Origin of the sequence: Novosphingobium sp. (assembly GCF_031417815.1) — a bacterium.
Taxonomy (GTDB): Bacteria; Pseudomonadota; Alphaproteobacteria; order Sphingomonadales; family Sphingomonadaceae; genus Novosphingobium.
Genome location: NZ_JANOWI010000041.1, coordinates 117359 through 136527, shown reverse-complemented (window position 1 = coordinate 136527; position 19169 = coordinate 117359). Strand labels below are relative to the sequence as shown.

Here is a 19169-nt window from a genome sequence, read left to right as displayed (position 1 = left end):
GCAGGTGAGTAACTTCGGAACTATTGGTCGACGTAGATCGGACGCGTTACCGAAAGCGTCGGCGATGAGACTCCGATGAAGTTCAGCACATTGCGTGGCACATAGCTGACCTGGACGAGCATCTTGATCGTGCCCGTAACATCGGTGGTTGGCCGGCTCGTCGTGGTCGTCAGATTGTCGGCTTCAAGCAGATAGGGTGCATTGACCGCGTAGGCCGTCGCCTTGCTCTCAATCTGTTCGTCGGTAAGGGTGTTGCCCTTCTGGTATTCCACGATTACCCAGCGCGCGGTATCAGTAGCTACCGATCGCACAGCGTTATAATTGTGCATGTGCAGCCCAAGCTGCAGCACACCCAGCATCAGCGAGAAAATCACCGGCGCCAGAATCGCGAATTCGACCGTCGTGCTGGCGCGGTCGCTGCGGGGCAGCGTGGTCAGGCGGCGCAGCATCGTCACGATACCTGCACCGTGCGCACGAGGCTGTAGTTGACTGTCGAACCCAGCCCGAATTTCGTCCACATCGGTGTGTAGCTGTCAGTCAGGGTCACCTGGACGTAGGTTGAAAGCACGTCGTTCGAGCCACAATCGCCGTTGGTCGTGGTCAATGTGGTCTGCACATTGCAACGGTACATCTTGACCACGGTTACCTTGTTTGCACTGAGCGAGAGCGAGTTCATCAGCACCGATTTGATCGTGCTTACATTGGTTGCCGTGCTGGTGCCAGCCACTGCCAGGACAATGCCTTCGACGTCGGTTGAACCGGCCTGCAATTCGGACTGGCGCGCGATCAGCCGGCTGATATCGAATGCCCCCAGACCCAGCGTGACCAGCACCGGGGCGACGATCGCGGTTTCCACCACGACCGAACCGGCAGTGTCGCTGCGCAATCGCGCCAGACATGCTGTGATCCGCCCGATCATGCGACCAGGTTCACTTTTGCAATGGAAGTACCGGCGCTGTTGGTCTGGTTGCTGTTGCAACGGGTATCGAGATAGGCGTTGCCCAGAATCTTGATCTTGAAGGCCGAGATCTGCAGGCAGGTGCTGCTGATGCTCGACGTGCCGTTCAGCCGCGCGGTGCCATCGGGCAGATAGATCGTGCCCTGGAACAGCGAGTTCGAATTGCCATTGATGATGTGATCGCCCGGCGGGTTGTTGTTGCGATCTTCAAAGATCAGCATGTTGGCATAGCGGCTCGCCATCGTTGCCGAATAGCCCAGCGCGGTGAAATCCGCGGCCTGCATCGGGGTCAGCGAGAGCGTATTTCCGTTCCCGCTACCGCCCAGCTTCAAAGTGGCGCCGTCCTTGAGCACGAACATCACGTTTGTGCCGGTTATCGTATAGTTGGCAGTCAGATCGAGATCGCCGCCTTTGACCACGTAGATGCCTGCAGCAAACGTGGTCTTGCATTTCACCTGAAGTCCGCCGGTATACGTGCCGGGACTCGGCGATGCCTGCTTGTTGTTGCCGGTTGAACAGGCATAAGTGCGGGCTGTGGGATTGTTCGGCGGAACCAGATCGGCGTACTGATCCGAGAGCACACCTTCACCCACCTCGGCGACCACCGATTGATTGACGGTGGGAACCGAAGCCGTGCCGCAGGTGACGATCGAATCGGTGACCACGGTTGCCGAGGCATCGATCACCAGCGCGTCGTTCGAACAGGACAGGGCGGCCAGGCCGCAGTGTGCCTGAACGTTCGCATTGCCACCAATTTCAAAAGTCGTCCCGGTCTCGCCAAGCGAGGTCAGGCACGCCGAGAAGTTGGTGCCGGCGCGAAAGGACGCCTGCGAATTGGCAAACACGGTCACGCCGCGTCCGGTCAGGAACGAGGAGAATGGCAGCGACTTGGTTGCGCTCGCGCTGGCGATCACGCTGTTGTTGGTGCCGTTCGAATAGCTGGCCAGCCGGAACGTAACGTCGGTTGCGAAGCCCTTGGTCAGCGCCAGGTTGTTGTTGTAGTCCTGACGCCCGCGGGTGGTGTACTTATCGCGCATGCTGGTGTTGGACAGCGCCCAGGCGGCGGCCATCGCGCCCTGATCGGTCGCCTGCTGCAGTTCGCGCTTCCAGGTATACCACTGGGTAATATCGACCGCGGCACCGCCGGCGCCGATCAGCATCGGGATGCCCACGGCCACGAGCAGGATCGCGTTTCCGCCGGTGTCGGCCTTCAATTGCGCGAGTTTGCGTCGAATCGTGTTGAGCATGATGCCCCCAGTTGGTTTTGAGACAACCTGCCAATAAGCGAAGCTGGTATCCGCACCTTGAAAGTTTCCGGTTAACATGTGTTTAGCAATGCAAGAAAATTTCGGGTGCGGCGTTGCCTGATCGGCCTCCGGCGATACAATGTCGGCCATGGCCGAAACCGAACTGCTGGGGCTGCTCGCGCCCGACCGGCGCTTGGCACTGAGTTATGCGCCGCGCGCCGCGCGCTGCCTGTTCCTCGGGCTCTACGCGCTCGATGCGCGGCTGGGGGCGGTGGTGCGATCAGCGCGCGAACCGGTACTCGGCCAGATCAAGCTGGCGTGGTGGCGCGAACGCATCGCTGAAAATCCGGCCCAGCGCCCGCGCGGCGAGCCGGTGCTGGGCGCTTTGGCCGCCTGGGGAGAATCCGGCTCTGCTTTGACCGCGCTGATCGATGGCTGGGAGCAGCAACTTGGCAAAGAGCCGACCAGCACCGAAAGCATCCGTGCTTTCACGCAGGGACGGGGCGAAGCTTGCGCTGCGCTGGCCGGCCTGCTTGGCGCAGATCCGATCATGGCGAACCGGGCCGGGCGTGGCTGGGCGCTGCTTGATCTTGGCGCGTTGCAAGGGCCATCGGCTGGCCTGCGCGCCGTTACAGACGAATCCGATTGGCAATTGCCGAAGCTGCCGCGCGCTCTGCGCCCGCTTTCGGTCCACTTCGGTTTGGCACAGCGGACCAGAGACCGCGAATTTGCTGTTGGAGGTATTGGCGATTTATTGGTTGCCATGCGGCTTGGCTTGCTAGGTATTTAGAATATACTGTTTCTGCGTGCAGCAGGAGCGAATATGAACCGGATGATACTTGGCGCTGTTTCGGCACTTTTGCTGGCCGGGGCGGGGCTGTTCTGGTGGCAGGGACAAGCGTCGGTCGATGCCAGTGCGCCGCCGCCGCCACCGGCCTTGGGGATCGAGGACGACCAACCCAGCGGGCTGCCGCTTGAAGAGCTTCCCGATGAGGACGGTTCGGGCATGCGCGGGGCAGCGCCGCCTGAGGCGGATGACGCATCGAAAGAGGAGAAGCGCTTCAACCGCGTTGATCGCAACCGCGACAATCTGGTCAGCCGCACCGAAATGCTGCAGCCGCGGGTCGCCGCGTTCCGCAAGCTCGATACCGATCACAACAATCTGCTCAGTTTCGACGAATGGTCGGTCGCGACCAACAATCGCTTCAGGGGCGCTGATGGCAATGGCGATGGCACCCTCAACCGCGGTGAATTTGCCAAGACCCGGCCCAAGCCGTCGAAGAAGCCCGCTTGCCGCTGCTGACCGGTCAGGCCAAGGCGGCGATCTCGCTGATGCTTTGCCAGGTGGCCAGATCGGCCTTGGCACGCTGGGTATAGCCAGCCTTGCGCTGCTTCTTTTTGACCTCATCCGGGAGCGGCGGGAACAAGCCGAAATTGATGTTCATCGGTTGATAGCTGTCTGCCTCGGCATCGCCGGTGATGTGGGCCAGCAAGGCACCAAGCGCAGTGGTTTGCGGCGGGCTGGCCCAATCCGATCCGGTTAGTTGCGCGGCAGTCATCAAGCCAGCCAACAGCCCCACCGATGCGCTTTCAACATAGCCTTCGCAGCCGGTGATCTGTCCGGCAAAGCGGATGTGGGGGGCCCGCTTCAGGCGCAGCTGCCGATCGAGCAGTTCGGGCGCATTGAGGAAGGTGTTGCGGTGCAGCCCGCCCAGCCGCGCGAACTCTGCCTGCTCCAGCCCCGGGATGGTGCGCAGCAGGCGAACCTGCTCAGCGTGCTTTAGCTTGGTCTGGAACCCGACCATGTTCCACAGCGTGCCCAGCTTGTTGTCCTGGCGCAGTTGCACCACAGCATAAGGCCAGCGCCCGCTGGGATGTTCTTCGGTGGCCCAATGCGGGTTGTCGAGCCCGACCGGTTTCATCGGTCCGAACCGCAAGGTTTCCACCCCGCGCGATGCCATCACCTCGATCGGCATGCAGCCTTCGAAATAGGGGGTGTTGGCCTCCCACTCGCGGAATTCGGTCTTTTCGCCGTCCATCAGTCCTTGGTGGAAGGCGTAGTACTGTTCGCGGGTCATCGGGCAGTTGATGTAATCCTTGCCCCCCTTGTCCCAGCGCGCCGCCTTCCAGGCGATGTCCATGTTGACCGAATCATGGTGGATGATCGGTGCGATCGCATCGAAGAACGCCAGGCTATCCGCACCGGTTGCCGCGCCGATGCTGGCGGCAAGCGCCGCTGCGGTCAGTGGGCCCGTAGCGACGATGGTGAGGCCAGCAGCAGGCAGAACGTCGATCCGTTCGCGCACCACTTCCAAAGTCGGCTGCGCCGCCAGTGCCTTTTCCACTTCGGCCGAAAAGACATCGCGGTCGACCGCCAGGGCAGAACCCGCCGGAACCTGCGCCACGGCAGCGGCGCGCATGATCAGCGAATCTAATGCGCGCAGCTCTTGATGGAGCAGCCCGACCGCGTTGTTTTCGTGATCGTCAGAGCGGAAACTGTTCGAGCAGACCAGTTCGGCAAGGCCGATGCCCTGATGCGCCGGGGTGCTATCCCCGCTGCCACGCATTTCCGACAGGCGCACGTGAATGCCGCGCCGGGCGAGCTGCCAAGCGGCCTCGCTGCCGGCCAGGCCGCCGCCGATAATGTGGACCTGGCGGGTCAAGGCATGTCGGGCTGGAGCAGGCGGTGGAGATGGACCACCACGTACCGCATTTCGGCATCGTCCACCGTGCGCTGGGCGCTGCTGCGCCAGGCGTCTTCGGCCTCGGCGTAATTGTCGTAGACGCCGACATAGTCCAGCGCTGCAAGATCGACGAATTCGAGGCCTTGCGGGTCCTTGACCCGGCCTCCGATGACAAGGTGCAGTTTCTGGCTGCTCATGGCTGGTTTACCCTGGGGAAAGAGAAGCCGCGCCAATAGGGCGGGATCGCCTTCCAATCAAGGGCGGGGCGCTCGGGTCTTATCGCTATTTGCGCAGCCGCGCCGCCAGCTTGATCGCTTCCCCGGCCAGCCGCGCGCCCTGGCTGCGAGCCGCACCACCGGCGCGGGCGGCACGCTGGCGCAAAGGCGCGGTGCGATCGTCAAGCTGGGTAAGGCCTTCCCGCCCGGCATCTTCGGCCCGTTCGCGCGTTTGCTTGCTGAGTACGAAGCCAAGTTCAGCCGCCGCCGTGGCAACGGTGAAGGCTCGCTTGCCAAATCTCCCGCCGATCCCTTTGGGCACCAGCGCGCCGATCAGCAGGCCAATGCCAAGGCCCGCAGCCAGAGTCAGCACGGGATATTCGGCAGCCAGGCTACGATAGTCCTCGGGCGGATAGCGATCGGGCAGCGGATCGCGGCGCGGCAGCGCGGGCAGGTCTGCGCTTTCGCGGTCAAGCCGGGCCTGCGACGCGGCTATGCGTTGCTTGATCCGGTCGCGGCGATCATCGGCTCCACTCACGTTGGGTCACTCCTCGTTGTCTGCTTCGTCGCTAGACGGCTGATCCTGAACCGTATGTTGATCGGCCCCGGCAAGGCGGCGTAGCAGCGCGAGCAGTGGATTGCGAAAGAACCACAGCGTCAGCGCTGCGCCGGTTGCGGCAACCACGCCCTTGTTTTCGCGGGCGACATCAAGCCCCTGGGCCATCGCGTCAGCGCCCTTGCTGGCTGCGCCGTGCTTGATCCGCCCGGCGATCCCGCGCGCGCCAAGATCGCTTTTCACTTGCGCCAGTCGCTGATCGAACAGCGCCCGTGCGCTGGCGCGGTTCTGGCGATCTTCGGCAAGCTGGCGCTCGGTGTCGCTCATGGCGCAGGATCCTGATCGGCCAGCTGGCGCGCGGTGTGTGCCCACTTGCTGCGCGCGGCGAGCGCGGCACCAAGGGTGGCCATCAGCAGCACGCCGGTCACCATCCCTGTCGCCAGCACCGGCCCGAGGTAATGCGCCAGCACCAGCAGCGCACCGACGATTAGCGCCATCAGCGTGAAAAACACCAGCGCCAGCGCCAGCGCGCCCCACACCGCCACGCCCTTGGCCCCGACGCCCGCCACTGCAGCGCGGCTTTTCTGGTAAGCCAACTCCGCTTCGAGCAGCGTCCGCCCGTCGGAAACCATCTGGCGCACATCATCGACCAGCGAACGCTGCGCCGGGTCGTCGCAATGCTCCGCAATCAGCGGCGGGGATTCATCGTTCATGGTTGACGACAAGACGCAAAGCCGGGTGGCCTGTCAACGCCCGCAGCTCAGCTTTGGTCCGACGATCCACCGCGGAACAGCCGGGCCAAGAAGAAACCGGCCACTGCGGCGATCCCCACAGCCAGGCCCGGGCTCTTGCGGACGAATTGCTTGGCGTCGTCGCCCAGTTCGCCCAGTTCCTTGGATTCGATCTTGGCGGCGGTTTCCTGCATCGACCGCGCGGCGGTACGGGCATAGTCGCCATAGCGGGTGCCCAGCTTTTCATCGATCGTGCCAGCGTTTTCCGAGACGATCTTGCCAAGGCTGGCAATCGCGTCGCTGGTGCGGGCCTTGCCTTCAACCGCCAGATCGCCGGCGCGGGTCTTGGCCTGCGCGGCAAGATCCTTTGCGTCTTCGGCCCAATCGCCGCTTTTGGCGGAAAGCTGATCGCGATAGGCACCGGCCTTGGCCTGGGCTTCGCTCTTCAGAGCAGTGGCACCGGCCTTGGCTTCTTCGATCGCCTTGCTGAATTTGGCCTTGGCATCGACTGTTGAAGCCGCCGCAGGTGCTGCGGCCTTCTTGGGCGCGGCGGGCTTCTTGGCGGGGGTTGCTTTTGCGGCGGTACTCTTGATCGGGGTCTTGGCCATGCTGAATGCCTTTCGTTGGCCCCAGTGGGGCAATAGATTCCATGTGGTAACGCAGCTTGCGACCTGCAAGTTCCAATTGTGCATAGCTATTATGCTGCATTGCAACTTGCCTGCCTAGTCCCCGCTGCTAAGGCAGCGCAAACGCCGCTTGAGGAGGCCCCGGCCATGACCGCAATCATCGATATCCACGCCCGCGAAGTGCTTGACAGCCGGGGCAATCCCACCGTCGAAGTCGATGTCCTGCTTGATGATGGCAGCTTTGGACGCGCCGCCGTGCCTTCGGGCGCATCGACCGGGGCGCACGAAGCGGTTGAGCTGCGCGATGGTGACAAGGCGCGGTATCTGGGCAAGGGCGTGCTCAAGGCGGTGGCTGCGGTGAACACCGAAATTACCGATGCGCTGCTGGGCTTCGACGGCGAAGACCAGCGCGATATCGACCGGTTGATGATCGAGCTGGACGGGACCGAAAACAAGGCCCGCCTTGGCGCCAATGCGATCCTTGGCACCAGCCTGGCGGTGGCCAAGGCCGCGGCGAATGCGCGGGGCCTTCCGCTCTATTCGTATATCGGCGGGGTTTCGGCGCATGTGCTGCCGGTGCCGATGATGAACATCATCAACGGCGGCGAACACGCTGACAATCCGATCGATTTCCAGGAATTTATGATCATGCCGATCGGTGCGGACAGCCTGGCTGAAGCGGTTCGCTGGGGATCGGAGATTTTCCACACGCTGAAAAAAGGCTTGCACGACAAGGGTCTGGCCACCGCAGTGGGCGATGAGGGCGGGTTCGCGCCCAACCTTTCCAGCACCCGCGCCGCGCTCGATTTCATCATGGAATCGATCGCCAAGGCCGGGTTCAAGCCGGGCGAAGAAATTGCGCTGGCGCTTGATTGCGCGGCGACCGAATTCTTCAAGAACGGCAAGTATGAAATCAGCGGTGAAGGCCTTTCGCTGAGCCCGGTGGCGATGGCCGATTACCTTGCCGCATTGTGCAAGGACTATCCGATCCGCTCAATCGAAGACGGCATGGGCGAAGACGATTTCGAAGGCTGGAAGGCGATCACCGACCTGGTCGGGGACAAGGTCCAGCTGGTCGGCGACGATCTGTTCGTCACCAATCCGAAGCGTCTGACCATGGGGATCGAGATGGGTCTGGCCAATTCGCTGCTGGTCAAGGTCAACCAGATCGGCACGCTGTCGGAAACGCTGGATGCGGTCAGCATTGCCAATCGCAATGGCTACACTGCGGTCATGTCGCACCGTTCGGGCGAAACCGAGGATGCCACGATTGCCGATCTGGCGGTGGCCACCAACTGCGGCCAGATCAAGACCGGCAGCCTCGCCCGCTCGGACCGGCTCGCCAAGTACAACCAGTTGATCCGGATCGAAGAAGAGCTGGGCGACGCGGCGCACTACGCCGGCGTCGGAGCATTTGGCCGGCTGGCTTGAGGTCATGCGAATTTGAATTGCTAAGAGCCGTAATTCGATCATATTTCGCCTCGGTCGCGATCTGGGGGGAACTATGGCGACCGGCACGAGACCAATTGCGCGCGGCACCTGGCGGGATCGGTTCCTCAACCGGGTCGAGCTGCTCGGAAATGCCTTGCCTGATCCCGTTGCGATTTTTGCAGGGATAATCCTCATCCTGATGATGGTTTCGGCGATCGGCGCCGCACAGGGCTGGACTGTGACCAACCCGGTCACCGGGGAAGTGCTGAAAGCCAGAAACCTCCTCTCCGAAGATATGATCCGCCAGTTGCTTACCGAAGTACCCAAGACCTACACCGGGTTTACCCCGCTGGGTTTTGCCCTGACAATCATGCTGGGGGCCGGGGTGGCAGAACATTCCGGGCTGCTGCCGGCGCTGCTGCGGCGGATGATGCAGGGCGTGCCTCCGGTTCTACTGGTTCCGGCAACAATCCTGCTTGGCATGTTAACGATCCATGCTTTTGATTTCGGGTTTCTGGTGTACGTGCCGCTCGCCGGGATGATGTTCGCGGCGGCCGGTCGCAACCCGGTTCTGGGCTGTATCCTGGGATTTACTGGCTGTTGCACCGGCCTGGCCGGCAATTTGTTGCCCGGCCAGTACGACGTTCTGATATTCGGTATTACGCAGACCGGGGCCAGGTTGCTGTCACCGCAATGGGAAATGAACCCGTTCGGAAACTGGTGGTACCTGATCGCAATCGCGGTGGCCTTTATCGGGCTTGGCTGGCTTCTCGCTGAAAAAGTTGTCGGGCCGAGGCTGGGAGATTGGCACGGTCACAGCAACGGCAGCTATGAATCCCCCGCACCGCTGAGCAAGACGGAACTGCGCGGGCTGCGCCGGGCGGGCGCGGTGACGGTTCTGTTCGTCGGGATCGTGCTCGCGCTGATTTTCGTGCCCGGCTATGCGCCGCTTTATGATTCTGCGGCAGAACCAGCGCAGCGGATCCTGCCATTCTACCGGGCTACCGTTCCGTTGTTGACGGGTCTTATGGTCGGTGCGGGATGGATTTATGGCAAGGCGGTCGGCACGATCACCACGCACCGTGATGTTGTGGTGATGATGGGCAAGGGGCTGGAGGGCATGCTGCCCTACCTGGTCCTGGCTTTTTTCGCGGCGCATTTCGTGGCAATGTTTGGGTGGTCCAACCTTGCCCCGATTGTCGCAATTCAAGGTGCCGGAACGCTGCGCGAACTGCATGCGCCGCCCGCTTTGCTACTGCCTTTGCTGGCTACCGCTTCGGCCTGGCTCGACTTTCTGATCGCCTCGGGCTCGGCCAAGTGGACGGCAATGGCGCCGGTTGTCGTACCGATGTTCATGCTGCTCGGCGTTTCGCCTGAAATGACCACCGCAGCTTACCGGGTGGGCGATGTGGTGACGAACCTGATCTCGCCGCTCAACGCCTACTTCATCCTCACGCTGATCTATTGCCAGCGCTGGAACCCGGCGTTCCGGCTAGGCTCGCTGCTGTCGGCGACACTGCCTATTGCGATCGCCTTTTACCTGGCCGGACTGGTGATCACCGCAGGCTGGGTGGCGCTCGACCTGCCGGTCGGGCCAGGTGCTGCGGTCTCGTACCAGGTGCCGGGCCAGGTACTACCCGCCCCGGCGCAGTGAATGAGGTTGTCCTAAGCCTCTGGCAAGAAGGGCAAAGCCACCAGTCCGAACAGCGCGCTGACCAGCCGGACCGGCAGGTAGCACACGCTATTGCTCAGCCCGGTTAGGTGCCGTGCGACCGGGTGGCCCTCGGCGCGCCAGGCGATTGGCGGAGGCGGCCCGGCAAAACCATAGGTGCCATTCCACTTGCCGGGCTGCCAGCGCGGGCCGACCGGGCCGGAATTGTCTGCCGCGCTGCCGAGCAGCCTGGTTCCCAGCTTTCCGCCCAGGATCACCGCCGCAAAGGCGAAGGCCAGCGCGGAAAGGCCCAGCGTAAGGATGTGCAGCAACAGCACGGTGGTCGCCATCCGCCCTTCAAGCAGGGCCTTGAGCGCATCGACAAATCGCCGGGTAAACCGCCCCCCGGCCGGATCGCGCGCGCCCCAGCGCCACGGGAATTGCAGCCAGCCAGGCTCGGGCAACGCGGGATCGTTCCACGAAGTTGAAATCAGCAGATGGTGTTCGGGATGACCAAGGTTCCAGGCCCGGCCCGGGCGGGTCTGATCGATCAAGGCCAGCTCAATCCCGCAAATTACCAATGGCTTCCAGGTGTAGAACAGCTTGCGTTCCTCGGCATGGGCATAAGTGGCATGGCCATAGAGCGACGAATAGAGCCGGATCCGCCCGGTTTCGTCGCGCTCAAGTTTACGCATTGCTTCGGCCCCGGCATGGCAATCGCCGTCCTTGTGCTGCGAAGTGAAGACCGCGCAGGGTTCCAGCGTGGCATGGTCGATCCTGATGGCGGCCAGCTCCCAATCGGCCTCGTGCATCCCGCCGGGCCACAGGTTGAGCAGATGATCGGCGCGCATCGCCCCCAACTCGACCGGGCGCAGCCGCGCCAGGCCGGGGCCGTCGTAAGGATAGAACATCCAGAATTGCAGGTCGGTGGCGCCCAGATCGGGATGGTGCACCGCACGGACATAGGCCCTTGCACTGTCAAGATTGCCGCGGCGCGGATCATCGGCGGGGGCGAGGTGTGGCTCGATCGCCGGGCCGGCAATTTCGGGATCAAGCGTCAGCCAGAACGGATCGGGCGAGGCGGGATCCAGCGGACCCGCTGGCAAGTCGGCCGGGGCAGGGCGGCGCAGCACCACCGAACCATCCGCCGCATCCACCAGCACCGCGCGCGCCAGGTACCATTCGATGCTGGCGGGGAAATAGGCTTCGTCGGGATGGAAATAAACGATCGGGGCATGGCGCGCGATCAGCGCCGCGATTTGCACAAGCGATAGTGGCCGATCTGCGGCATGCCCGCCGCCAAATGTTTCGTCGCTCATCCCCTGCCTCTCCCCGTTTGGCGCAAACCTATCGCCATTTTGCGCGCGGGGCTTGCATCTATTCGTCAGAAGGCCAGACATAGCGGTTGCCAGATCGCGCTGCAGCCGTTTTATCAGGCGATTAAATTAGTGGGCAAGGAGAGGGCATGGCCGGTTTTCCGTCTCATCCGGCCGCAGTGTCGGCCGCATGGCTGACTGCGGCCTTGCGCCATCATGGCCTGCACGCCGATGCTTCGGTGGTAGATGTGCAGTGGGAACCGATCGGCACCGGCCAGGTGGGCGATAGCGCGCGCTTTCACCTGACTTTCGATCACGAACAGGGCGGCCCGGCGACGGTCGCGGGAAAATTTCCGGCCGAAGACGCCGCCAGCCGCGGCACCGCCGGCGCGTTTGGACTCTACGCCAAGGAAGTCGGGTTCTACCGCGATCTTGCCCCGCATCTGGATGTTCGGGTGCCAAAGGTGCTGGGCGCCGAACTGGCCGAGGACGGGATCGAATTCGTCCTGATCTTCGAGGATCTGGGTCCGGCGCGTGGCGGCAACCAGCTTGAAAGCTGCACGCTGGCCGATGCCCGCGAAGGGTTGCGTCAGGCCGCGGGCCTGCATGCGCCAAGCTGGAACAACCCCGCGCTGATCGACACGCCATGGCTGAAGCCGAAAGATGGCCACATCGATCAGGTGAAAGCGCTTTATGGCAATGCTCAGACAGTGTTTCGCGAACGCTATGGCGATTTGCTCGAACCCGAATTCATGGCGATCTGCGAGGAATTGAGCGAAGGGCGCGACGCCTGGTTCGGGATTGATCACGGCACCAAGTGCCTGATCCACGGCGATTTCCGGCTCGATAACATGCTGTTCGATATCCACGGCGGGGCCGAACCGATCGCGGTGCTTGATTGGCAGACCGTGGCGGTGGGCAATGCGATGACCGACATCGGCTATTTCATGGGCACCGGCATCGGCGATGTGATGCGCCGCCAGCACGAAGCCGAACTGCTCGATCTCTACTGCGCCGAAATGACCGAGCGCGGCGTGGCGCTGAGCCGCGATGCGATCTGGGACGAATATGTGGTGGGTGCATTGCACGGGGTTTCTACCGCAGTATTCAGCGCCGCCTATGTCGAACGCACGCCGCGCGGCGATGCCAATTTCCTGTCGATGGCGCGCGGCGGCTGCGCGCTGGCGCTGCAGCACGGCAGCTTATCGAAACTGAAAGGCTGATCCAATGGTCCTGACCAAGTGCGACGATTATCCGCTGCACCAGACCCCGGAACCGGTGGCCTATGCCGGCACCGATCGCAATTTCTACGACCGCTATTTCTTCAACGGCTATGCCGGCGATGGCTCGGGCTTCTTTGCCGCGGCGATGGGGATCTATCCGCACCTCAATGTGGCCGACGCGCATTTCTGCGTGATCCGTGACGGGGTGCAGCACAATCTCCACGCCAGTCGCGAGCTGGGGATGGAGCGGCTGGATATGCAGGTCGGCCCGATCCGGATCGAGATCATCGAGCCGCTGCAGAAACTGCGCGTCATTGTCGATGGCGATGGGATCAAGGCCGAGATCACCTTTACTGGCCGCGCCTTCCCGATCGAGGAGCCGCGCTTCATCCACCGGATCGGCCCGCGCACCTTCATGGACTATACCCGGATGACCCAGAACGGGCATTACACCGGGTGGATCGAGGTCGACGGGGTGCGGATGGATTGTGCGCCGGGAACCATGGGCACCCGCGATCGCAGCTGGGGGGTGCGCCCGGTTGGCAGCCGCGATGAACAGCCGCATGGCACCGGCGTAGTTCCGGGATTCTTCTGGCAGTGGACCCCGCTCAATTTTGCCGATCGCAGTGTGTTCTTCCACGTCAATGCCGATGCCAGGGGCCACCAGTGGAACACCCGCGCGGTGATCGCGCCCGATGGGGCCGGGCCCGAAGCCCTGTTCGATACCGAAGGCGAGATGGCGGCGCCGCTGACGCCGGGGACGCGCTGGCCCAGGGACGGCGTGCTGACCATCGCAGGCCCGGACGGACCCGAGACCCTGACGTTGACCCCGGTCGGCCGGTTCCAGATGCGCGGGCTGGGCTATACCTCGCCCAAATGGAACCACGGGCTTTATCACGGACCCCTGGTGGTGGAGCGCGAGGATTTCGGGCTGGAGCAATGCAGCCCCGGATCGATGGACAACTACCACGTCCAGCTGCCTTGCAAGGTCACCAGCGACAAGCACGGCGAAGGCTTCGGCGTGTTCGAGCAGCTGATCATCGGTCCTTATGCGCCGATGGGGCTGAAGGAGTTCATGGACCTTGGCTGAGACCCGCGCATACGCCCGCCTGGCCATCGCGGCGACAATTGCGCTGGGCCTGATCGCCGGGCTGCTCAGCGGCTGGTGGGCCATCACCGGCGGAATGGGCGGCAAGAACTATGCAGGCTGGTACGGCAGCAGCGTAACCGGTTCGGCCGACGCCGGACCGTGGCTGCGCGCCCGCGTAGCGGTCAGCGGGCTGCTCGCGCTCAACAAGAGCCAGGCGATCTATTTCACCCGCAAGACCGACGATGCCGGGCAGGCACTGCGGGAAGGGTGTCAGTACAAGGTCAGCGGCGGTGCAATGCCTGGACGCTGGTGGTCGGTGACGGTCTATGCCGCAGACAATTTCCTGCCGCGCAACGATGACGATGCGCTGTCGTTCGATGCCACCGAAGTGACCCCCGCTGCAGACGGGCGGTGGAGCGCGCTGCTCTCGCCCGCGCGCCCGCAGGCGGGTGCTTGGGCATCGACCCGCAATGCCGGCAGCTTCGACATTACCTTGCGTATTTATCAGCCGACAGCCGCCGCCCAGCAGGATTTTGCGACGATCCCGATGCCTGAAGTGACGCGGCTTGATTGCAAAGGTGCAGCATGAACCGGACGCTCAAATTGCTGGCGCTGTTTGGTGCCGCCGCCGCCGTGGGCCACGTCGGCCTGGTGCTTGCCACCCCGCACGTGCTGATGCGCGCGGCGATGAACAAGCTTGGCGGGCCCGACAAGGCCGTGAACGCTTTTCTGTTCGGCCCGCGAACGACACAGAATTCGCGCGGCGTGGTGCGGCCTTCGCCCGATCTGGCCTATTCGACCTGCGTCTATGATCTGTCGAATGGCCCGGTGCGGATCAGCGCCGCGCCCAGTCCGGACGAGGGCTACGTCTCGCTTTCGGTCTTTGCGGCCAACACGGATAATATCGCAGTGTTCGATACCACCCGGCAGCCGCAAGGCATCGTTTTCGTGCTGGCGCGCGAAGCGCAGAAAACTCCGCCAGGTGTGACAGTGGTGATCTCGCCATCGGACCGGGGGATTGTGCTCGATCGGCGTCTGGCGCCCAATGCCGAACGATTTGCCGCGGCAGATGCGGCGCGCAGCGCGGATCGCTGCGCGCCGCTCTAGCCGCTATTTGAGCAAGGTAACGTGGCCGCTCTTGGTGTGCTTCATCTGCCCACCGGTGAAAGTCATCGTTACAGTGCCGCTGCTGGCAAGCGCTGGCTGTACCTTCTCGCCAAACGTGGCGCCCTGGGTCTGTTTGCCGACCGTCATGTTGGTGCTGATCCGGGCCGGGGTGGAATCGATCCGCGTGATCCCGCTGCGGGCGTAGCTTGCAGCGGCTGCGCCGCCGCCTGCGCCGCCCTTGGTGCAGACCACGCTGACGCTGGAGACAGCGAAGCTTTCGGTGCCGTTGGTCAGCGTAGCGGAAGCAATCTTGCCTGTTGCACAAGCCGCAGCAACGCCCGGTGATGCCGCGTCGAGCGTCAGGCTGAAGCCATAGACCGTGCTCTGGCTTGCCGAGAAGATCAGATCGGGGCTGCCATCGCCATCGACATCACCGGTGGCGACGCTGACCTGGCCGCCCGAACCGCCGCCACCACCGGCAGCCATGCGGCCGCCCTTATTGGTGGCAAGATCCCAGCTCGCGGTGCCGCTGCCGCCAGTTCGGCCGCTGGACTGGCCGGTCGATGTATCGCGCGATGCTGTGCTGGACGTGCATTGCCCCGAATTGCAGACCCCGAACGACCAGCTGTCGACGGCCACCGGTGTGGCGGCCGACTCTCCCTTTACGTCGTCGATTTGCAGCAGATAGTCGCTGGCAGCCATCGCCGGCGCGGCGCTGGCCAGCATCGCGGCCAATGCGAAAAATGCGGTTGTCTGTTTCATGTGCCCCTCTCCCGTGTTGCGGTGTTCAGTTGTGATGTGATCAACCTGAACGGATCATGGGCCTTTGGTAATCTGCGCGCAAGGTTTCACAGTGCCAGCAGAACGGCGCTGCCCGCAGCAATCAGGCCTGCACCCAGCGCGCGCCCGGGGCTGATCCGTTCCTTGAGGAAAAAGAACGCGATAGCGACCGCGAACAGGATTGAACATTCGCGCAAGGCGGCCAGGCGGGGGACATCACCAAGGCGGTAGGCCCACAGCGCCAGCCCATAGGTTACCAGTGAGAGTGCCCCGGCGAACAGCCCCGGCTTCCATTGGCTGCGCGCCTCGGCGATGAAGCGCGGGCCGCGCCACAACGCAAACAGCACGGCAATGCATCCGCCCAGCGCCAGAAACACCCAGACGAAATAACTGAAGGCTGAAGGGGCTGCGCGCACGCCTTTGGCATCGATCACGGTATACAGCGCGATCGAGGCCCCGGTCGCCAAAGCCCAGCCGAGTGCCTTGCGGCTTGGTGGGTTCCACCACGCCACCACCATGGTCCCCAGGCTGACCAGCAGCACCCCTGCGGCGACTGGCACCGTCATCGGATCGCGCAACCACAATGCGGCTGCAACGGCGGAAATTACCGGAGCGGTGCCGCGCATCACCGGATAGACCGCGCTCATATCGGCGGCTTCAAATGCCTTTACCAGGCAGACCAGGTAAACCAGATGCACGATCAGCGATCCTGCCAGATAGCCCCAGGCCCCGCTTGGCAGCGAGGCCACGAAGGCCAGCGGCAAGACCAGTAGCGCGCTTGATCCATCGACCAGCGCCCGGCTCGACATCTTGTCGCCGCCGCTTTTGACCACGGCATTGACCACCGCATGTGCCGCACCTGATGCCACCATCAGCAGCGACGCGGTTTCGATCACGCGGCCGTAACGGACTTGGTCAGCAAGGTCAGATGATCGGGCATCAGTTCGATGTCGACCGCTTCGACCAGTTCATCGAGCTGGTCGGCGGTGGTCGCGCTGGCGATCGGCGCGGCAATCCCGGGCTGGTCCAGCAGCCAGGCCAGCGCGACCTGCGCGACGGTGGCTTCGCAATCCTTCGCGATGCGGTCCATTACGGCGAGCAGCGCCGGGCCCTTGCCTTCGTGATACTTCTTGACCCGTTCACCGCGGGGATAGCGCGTGAAATCGGCGTCCTTGCGGTACTTGCCGGTCAGGTACCCGCTGGCGAGCCCGAAGAACGGCAGCATCGCCACATCATTCACGACACAAAAGTTCTGATAGTCGGAATCGAAAGCGTCGCGCTCCAGCAGGTTGTATTCGTTCTGCAGCACGCTGAACCCGCGCACGCCGGCGGTTTTGGCAGCGGCGAGGGCCGAACGCAGGCGGGCTTCGGTGAAGTTCGAGGCACCGGCCTCGCGCACTTTGCCCTCAGTCATCAGCGCAGCGAAGCCCTCGGCCACTTCGTCCTGCGACGTTTCGGGATCATCGCGGTGGGCATAGTAGAGATCGACGTAGTCGCTCTGCAGCCGGTCCAGCGATCCCGCCAGCCGTTCGCGCAGCTTTTCGGGCTTGAGATCGCCGGGCTGGCCCATCACCCCGGTCTTGGTGGCGATGCGCATTTCTTTGCGCACCCCGCGAGCCTTCATCCAGTTGCCAATGACGGTCTCGCTTTCGCCGCCCTTATGGCCCGGAACCCAGGCCGAATAGGCTTCGGCGGTATCGATCATCCGCCCGCCGGCTTCGTAGAACGCGTCAAGAATTTCAAAGCTGGTGTCCTCATCCGCGGTCCAGCCAAAGACATTGCCGCCCAGGACCAGCTTGAGGCCCGAAAGCGAAGGGTGGCGGCTCATGCAAATTTCTCCTTGAGGGCGAGCAGGGCGAGCGCGGCCTTGGCCGCTTCCCCGCCCTTGTCTTTCTGTCTGGGGTCGGCGCGGACCAGTGCCTGCGCTTCGTTTTCCACAGTCAGCACACCGTTGCCGATGGCGATCCCGTCCATGGTCAGCGCCATGATCCCGCGCGCGCTTTCACCGGCGACGATTTCGAAGTGATAGGTCTCACCCCGGATCACCACGCCGATGCCGACATAACCTTCATAGAGGCCGGACTGTTCGGCCAGCGAGATCGCGCCTGGAATTTCAAGCGCGCCGGGCACGGTGATGACATCGACCTGATGGCCCGCCGCCTTGAGCGCGGTATTGGCGCCTGCGATCAGCATATCGTTGAGATGATCGTAGAAGCGCGCTTCGACGATGAGGAATCGGGCCATGGGTTACTCCGCCGGGATCGGGCGTTCGCCCACGATGTTGATGCCGTAGCCTTCGATGGCGACGACATTGCGATGCGAATTGGTCAGCAGGATCATATCGTGCACGCCCATATCGGCAAGGATTTGCGCGCCGATCCCGTAACTGCGCAGGTCCATGTCCTGCGCCGGGCCTTCGCCGGGCAGGGTGCCGCCTTCGCGCGGCTGGATCAGCAGTACGATCATCCCGGTGCCTTCGCGGCCGATTTCGGCCATGGCGCGCTGCAGCGTGCGCTTGCGCGGGCCGGGCTGGCCCAGCATGTCATCCAGGATCGAGATGGTGTGAACCCGGGCCAGGGTCGGTTGGGCCGGATCGACCTGGCCTTTCTGCAACACGAAGCTGGTGGTATCGTCGACCTTGTTGCGGAAGGTCAGCAGCTTCCAGTCGCCGCCATAGTCAGAAGTGAACGGCACTTCGCTGATCCGTTCGACCAGGTGGTCGTTCTTGCGGCGATACTCGATCAGATCGCGGATCGTCCCCATCTTGAGGCCGTGCTTGCGCGCGAACGGCACCAGATCATCCATCCGCGCCATCGTCCCGTCCTCGTTCATGATCTCGCAGATCACGCCCGAAGGATTGAGACCGGCGAGGCGCGAGATATCGACCGAGGCTTCGGTATGCCCGGCGCGCACCAGGGTGCCGCCATCGCGCGCGATCAGCGGAAAGACATGCCCCGGGGTGACGATATCCTGGCGGCCTTTGCCGCCATCGATTGCCACCGCCACGGTGCGGGCGCGGTCAGCTGCGGAAATGCCGGTGGTCACCCCTTCGCGCGCCTCGATCGAGACGGTGAAGGCGGTTTCGTGGCGGGTGCCGTTGTTGCGGGCCATCAGTTCAAGCCCGAGCTGCTCGGTCCGCTCGCGGGTGAGGGTAAGGCAGACCAGCCCGCGGCCATGCATCGCCATGAAGTTGATCGAATCGGGCGTGGCCATCTGCGCGGGGATCACCAGATCGCCCTCGTTCTCGCGATCTTCGTCGTCGACCAGGATGAACATCCGGCCGTTGCGGGCCTCGTCGATAATCTCTTCGATCGGGACAAGCACCGGGCTCTCGTCACTATCCCACAAAAACACCTCCAGCTTGCGCAGTGTTTCGGTGGTCGGGTTCCATTCGTCATCGGTACAATCACGCAAGGTGTTGGCATGAAGCCCCGCCGCGCGGGCAAGGCCAGAGCGGGACATACCGCCATCGCTGACGAGGCGGCGGACGCGTTCGATGATGTTCGTGCTCATGGTCAAGCGGCTATCACATTAAAATGTGATACTCAACACTC

General features: G+C 63.2%; 23 protein-coding genes. 8 read left to right on the top strand and 15 right to left on the bottom strand.

The window, feature by feature from the left end:
* Positions 1-20: 20 nt before the first annotated feature.
* From RMN99_RS10395 to RMN99_RS10385, 3 genes are read right to left on the bottom strand one after another with little or no spacing between them, the layout of a single operon-like run.
* The gene (locus tag RMN99_RS10395; protein ID WP_309623320.1) at positions 21-449 is read right to left on the bottom strand and encodes a pilus assembly protein; all 429 of its coding nucleotides are present in this window, start codon (positions 447-449) and stop codon (positions 21-23) included.
* Between the two features lie 2 nt (positions 450-451).
* Positions 452-919, bottom strand: a complete 468-nt coding sequence (locus tag RMN99_RS10390) for a TadE/TadG family type IV pilus assembly protein (RefSeq protein ID WP_309623246.1) — start codon at positions 917-919, stop codon at positions 452-454.
* On the bottom strand, positions 916-2205 hold the full coding sequence (locus RMN99_RS10385; RefSeq protein WP_309623245.1) for a pilus assembly protein TadG-related protein: 1290 nt from the start codon (positions 2203-2205) through the stop codon (positions 916-918). The genes RMN99_RS10390 and RMN99_RS10385 overlap by 4 nt, the downstream gene beginning before the upstream one ends.
* A gap of 148 nt (positions 2206-2353) precedes the next feature.
* Here RMN99_RS10385 and RMN99_RS10380 point away from each other — a divergent pair, with 148 nt between their 5' ends.
* Entirely contained in the window at positions 2354-2995 is a 642-nt protein-coding gene (locus RMN99_RS10380; RefSeq protein ID WP_309623244.1) for a squalene/phytoene synthase family protein, read from the top strand.
* A 33-nt stretch (positions 2996-3028) separates the two neighbouring features.
* On the top strand, positions 3029-3508 hold the full coding sequence (locus tag RMN99_RS10375) for a hypothetical protein (RefSeq protein ID WP_309623243.1): 480 nt from the start codon (positions 3029-3031) through the stop codon (positions 3506-3508).
* Positions 3509-3512: 4 nt separating this feature from the next.
* Here RMN99_RS10375 and trmFO read toward each other — a convergent pair whose 3' ends face one another.
* From trmFO to RMN99_RS10345, 6 genes are all read right to left on the bottom strand, one after another.
* Positions 3513-4868: a methylenetetrahydrofolate--tRNA-(uracil(54)-C(5))-methyltransferase (FADH(2)-oxidizing) TrmFO gene (trmFO, locus tag RMN99_RS10370; protein ID WP_309623242.1), complete on the bottom strand. Its 1356-nt coding sequence runs from the start codon at positions 4866-4868 to the stop codon at positions 3513-3515.
* A complete protein-coding gene (locus RMN99_RS10365; protein WP_309623241.1) occupies positions 4865-5086 on the bottom strand; it encodes a DUF4170 domain-containing protein in 222 nt (73 codons plus the stop codon). Before RMN99_RS10365 ends, trmFO begins: the two co-directional genes overlap by 4 nt.
* 85 nt (positions 5087-5171) lie before the next feature.
* Positions 5172-5642, bottom strand: a complete 471-nt coding sequence (locus tag RMN99_RS10360; protein ID WP_309623240.1) for a hypothetical protein — start codon at positions 5640-5642, stop codon at positions 5172-5174.
* A 6-nt stretch (positions 5643-5648) separates the two neighbouring features.
* A complete protein-coding gene (locus RMN99_RS10355) occupies positions 5649-5987 on the bottom strand; it encodes a hypothetical protein (RefSeq protein ID WP_309623239.1) in 339 nt (112 codons plus the stop codon).
* A complete protein-coding gene (locus RMN99_RS10350) occupies positions 5984-6373 on the bottom strand; it encodes a phage holin family protein (protein ID WP_309623238.1) in 390 nt (129 codons plus the stop codon). Before RMN99_RS10350 ends, RMN99_RS10355 begins: the two co-directional genes overlap by 4 nt.
* Before the next feature lie 47 nt (positions 6374-6420).
* Positions 6421-6999, bottom strand: a complete 579-nt coding sequence (locus tag RMN99_RS10345; RefSeq protein WP_309623237.1) for a hypothetical protein — start codon at positions 6997-6999, stop codon at positions 6421-6423.
* A 165-nt stretch (positions 7000-7164) separates the two neighbouring features.
* Here RMN99_RS10345 and eno point away from each other — a divergent pair, with 165 nt between their 5' ends.
* Both eno and RMN99_RS10335 read left to right on the top strand, forming a co-directional pair.
* Positions 7165-8448, top strand: coding sequence for a phosphopyruvate hydratase (gene eno / locus RMN99_RS10340; RefSeq protein WP_309623236.1), 1284 nt, complete (start codon positions 7165-7167; stop codon positions 8446-8448).
* Between the two features lie 73 nt (positions 8449-8521).
* Positions 8522-10102: an AbgT family transporter gene (locus RMN99_RS10335; RefSeq protein ID WP_309623235.1), complete on the top strand. Its 1581-nt coding sequence runs from the start codon at positions 8522-8524 to the stop codon at positions 10100-10102.
* 11 nt (positions 10103-10113) lie between these two features.
* On the opposite strand, the gene RMN99_RS10330 is transcribed toward RMN99_RS10335, so the two are convergent.
* Positions 10114-11418, bottom strand: coding sequence for a Vps62-related protein (locus tag RMN99_RS10330; RefSeq protein ID WP_309623234.1), 1305 nt, complete (start codon positions 11416-11418; stop codon positions 10114-10116).
* Positions 11419-11564: 146 nt separating this feature from the next.
* Here RMN99_RS10330 and RMN99_RS10325 point away from each other — a divergent pair, with 146 nt between their 5' ends.
* The 4 genes from RMN99_RS10325 to RMN99_RS10310 are packed head-to-tail and all read left to right on the top strand — an operon-like array spanning position 11565 to position 14835.
* Entirely contained in the window at positions 11565-12638 is a 1074-nt protein-coding gene (locus RMN99_RS10325; protein ID WP_309623233.1) for a phosphotransferase, read from the top strand.
* Positions 12639-12642: 4 nt separating this feature from the next.
* The gene (locus RMN99_RS10320; RefSeq protein ID WP_309623232.1) at positions 12643-13728 is read left to right on the top strand and encodes a hypothetical protein; all 1086 of its coding nucleotides are present in this window, start codon (positions 12643-12645) and stop codon (positions 13726-13728) included.
* Positions 13721-14317: a DUF1214 domain-containing protein gene (locus tag RMN99_RS10315; RefSeq protein ID WP_309623231.1), complete on the top strand. Its 597-nt coding sequence runs from the start codon at positions 13721-13723 to the stop codon at positions 14315-14317. Before RMN99_RS10320 ends, RMN99_RS10315 begins: the two co-directional genes overlap by 8 nt.
* Positions 14314-14835 carry a DUF1254 domain-containing protein gene (locus RMN99_RS10310; protein WP_309623230.1) on the top strand — a complete coding sequence of 174 codons (522 nt, stop codon included), beginning with the start codon at positions 14314-14316 and terminating at the stop codon, positions 14833-14835. The genes RMN99_RS10315 and RMN99_RS10310 overlap by 4 nt, the downstream gene beginning before the upstream one ends.
* Before the next feature lie 3 nt (positions 14836-14838).
* Here the strand turns inward: RMN99_RS10310 and RMN99_RS10305 are convergent, their stop codons facing one another.
* The 5 genes from RMN99_RS10305 to ribB form a co-directional block, all read right to left on the bottom strand.
* Positions 14839-15597, bottom strand: a complete 759-nt coding sequence (locus tag RMN99_RS10305; protein WP_309623229.1) for a hypothetical protein — start codon at positions 15595-15597, stop codon at positions 14839-14841.
* A gap of 86 nt (positions 15598-15683) precedes the next feature.
* Entirely contained in the window at positions 15684-16511 is an 828-nt protein-coding gene (locus RMN99_RS10300; protein ID WP_309623228.1) for a DMT family transporter, read from the bottom strand.
* On the bottom strand, positions 16508-17443 hold the full coding sequence (locus RMN99_RS10295) for an aldo/keto reductase (protein WP_309623227.1): 936 nt from the start codon (positions 17441-17443) through the stop codon (positions 16508-16510). Before RMN99_RS10295 ends, RMN99_RS10300 begins: the two co-directional genes overlap by 4 nt.
* Positions 17440-17859, bottom strand: a complete 420-nt coding sequence (ribH, locus tag RMN99_RS10290) for a 6,7-dimethyl-8-ribityllumazine synthase (protein WP_309623226.1) — start codon at positions 17857-17859, stop codon at positions 17440-17442. Before ribH ends, RMN99_RS10295 begins: the two co-directional genes overlap by 4 nt.
* A 3-nt stretch (positions 17860-17862) precedes the next feature.
* Entirely contained in the window at positions 17863-19128 is a 1266-nt protein-coding gene (ribB, locus tag RMN99_RS10285) for a 3,4-dihydroxy-2-butanone-4-phosphate synthase (RefSeq protein ID WP_309623225.1), read from the bottom strand.
* Between the last annotated feature and the right edge of the window lie 41 nt (positions 19129-19169).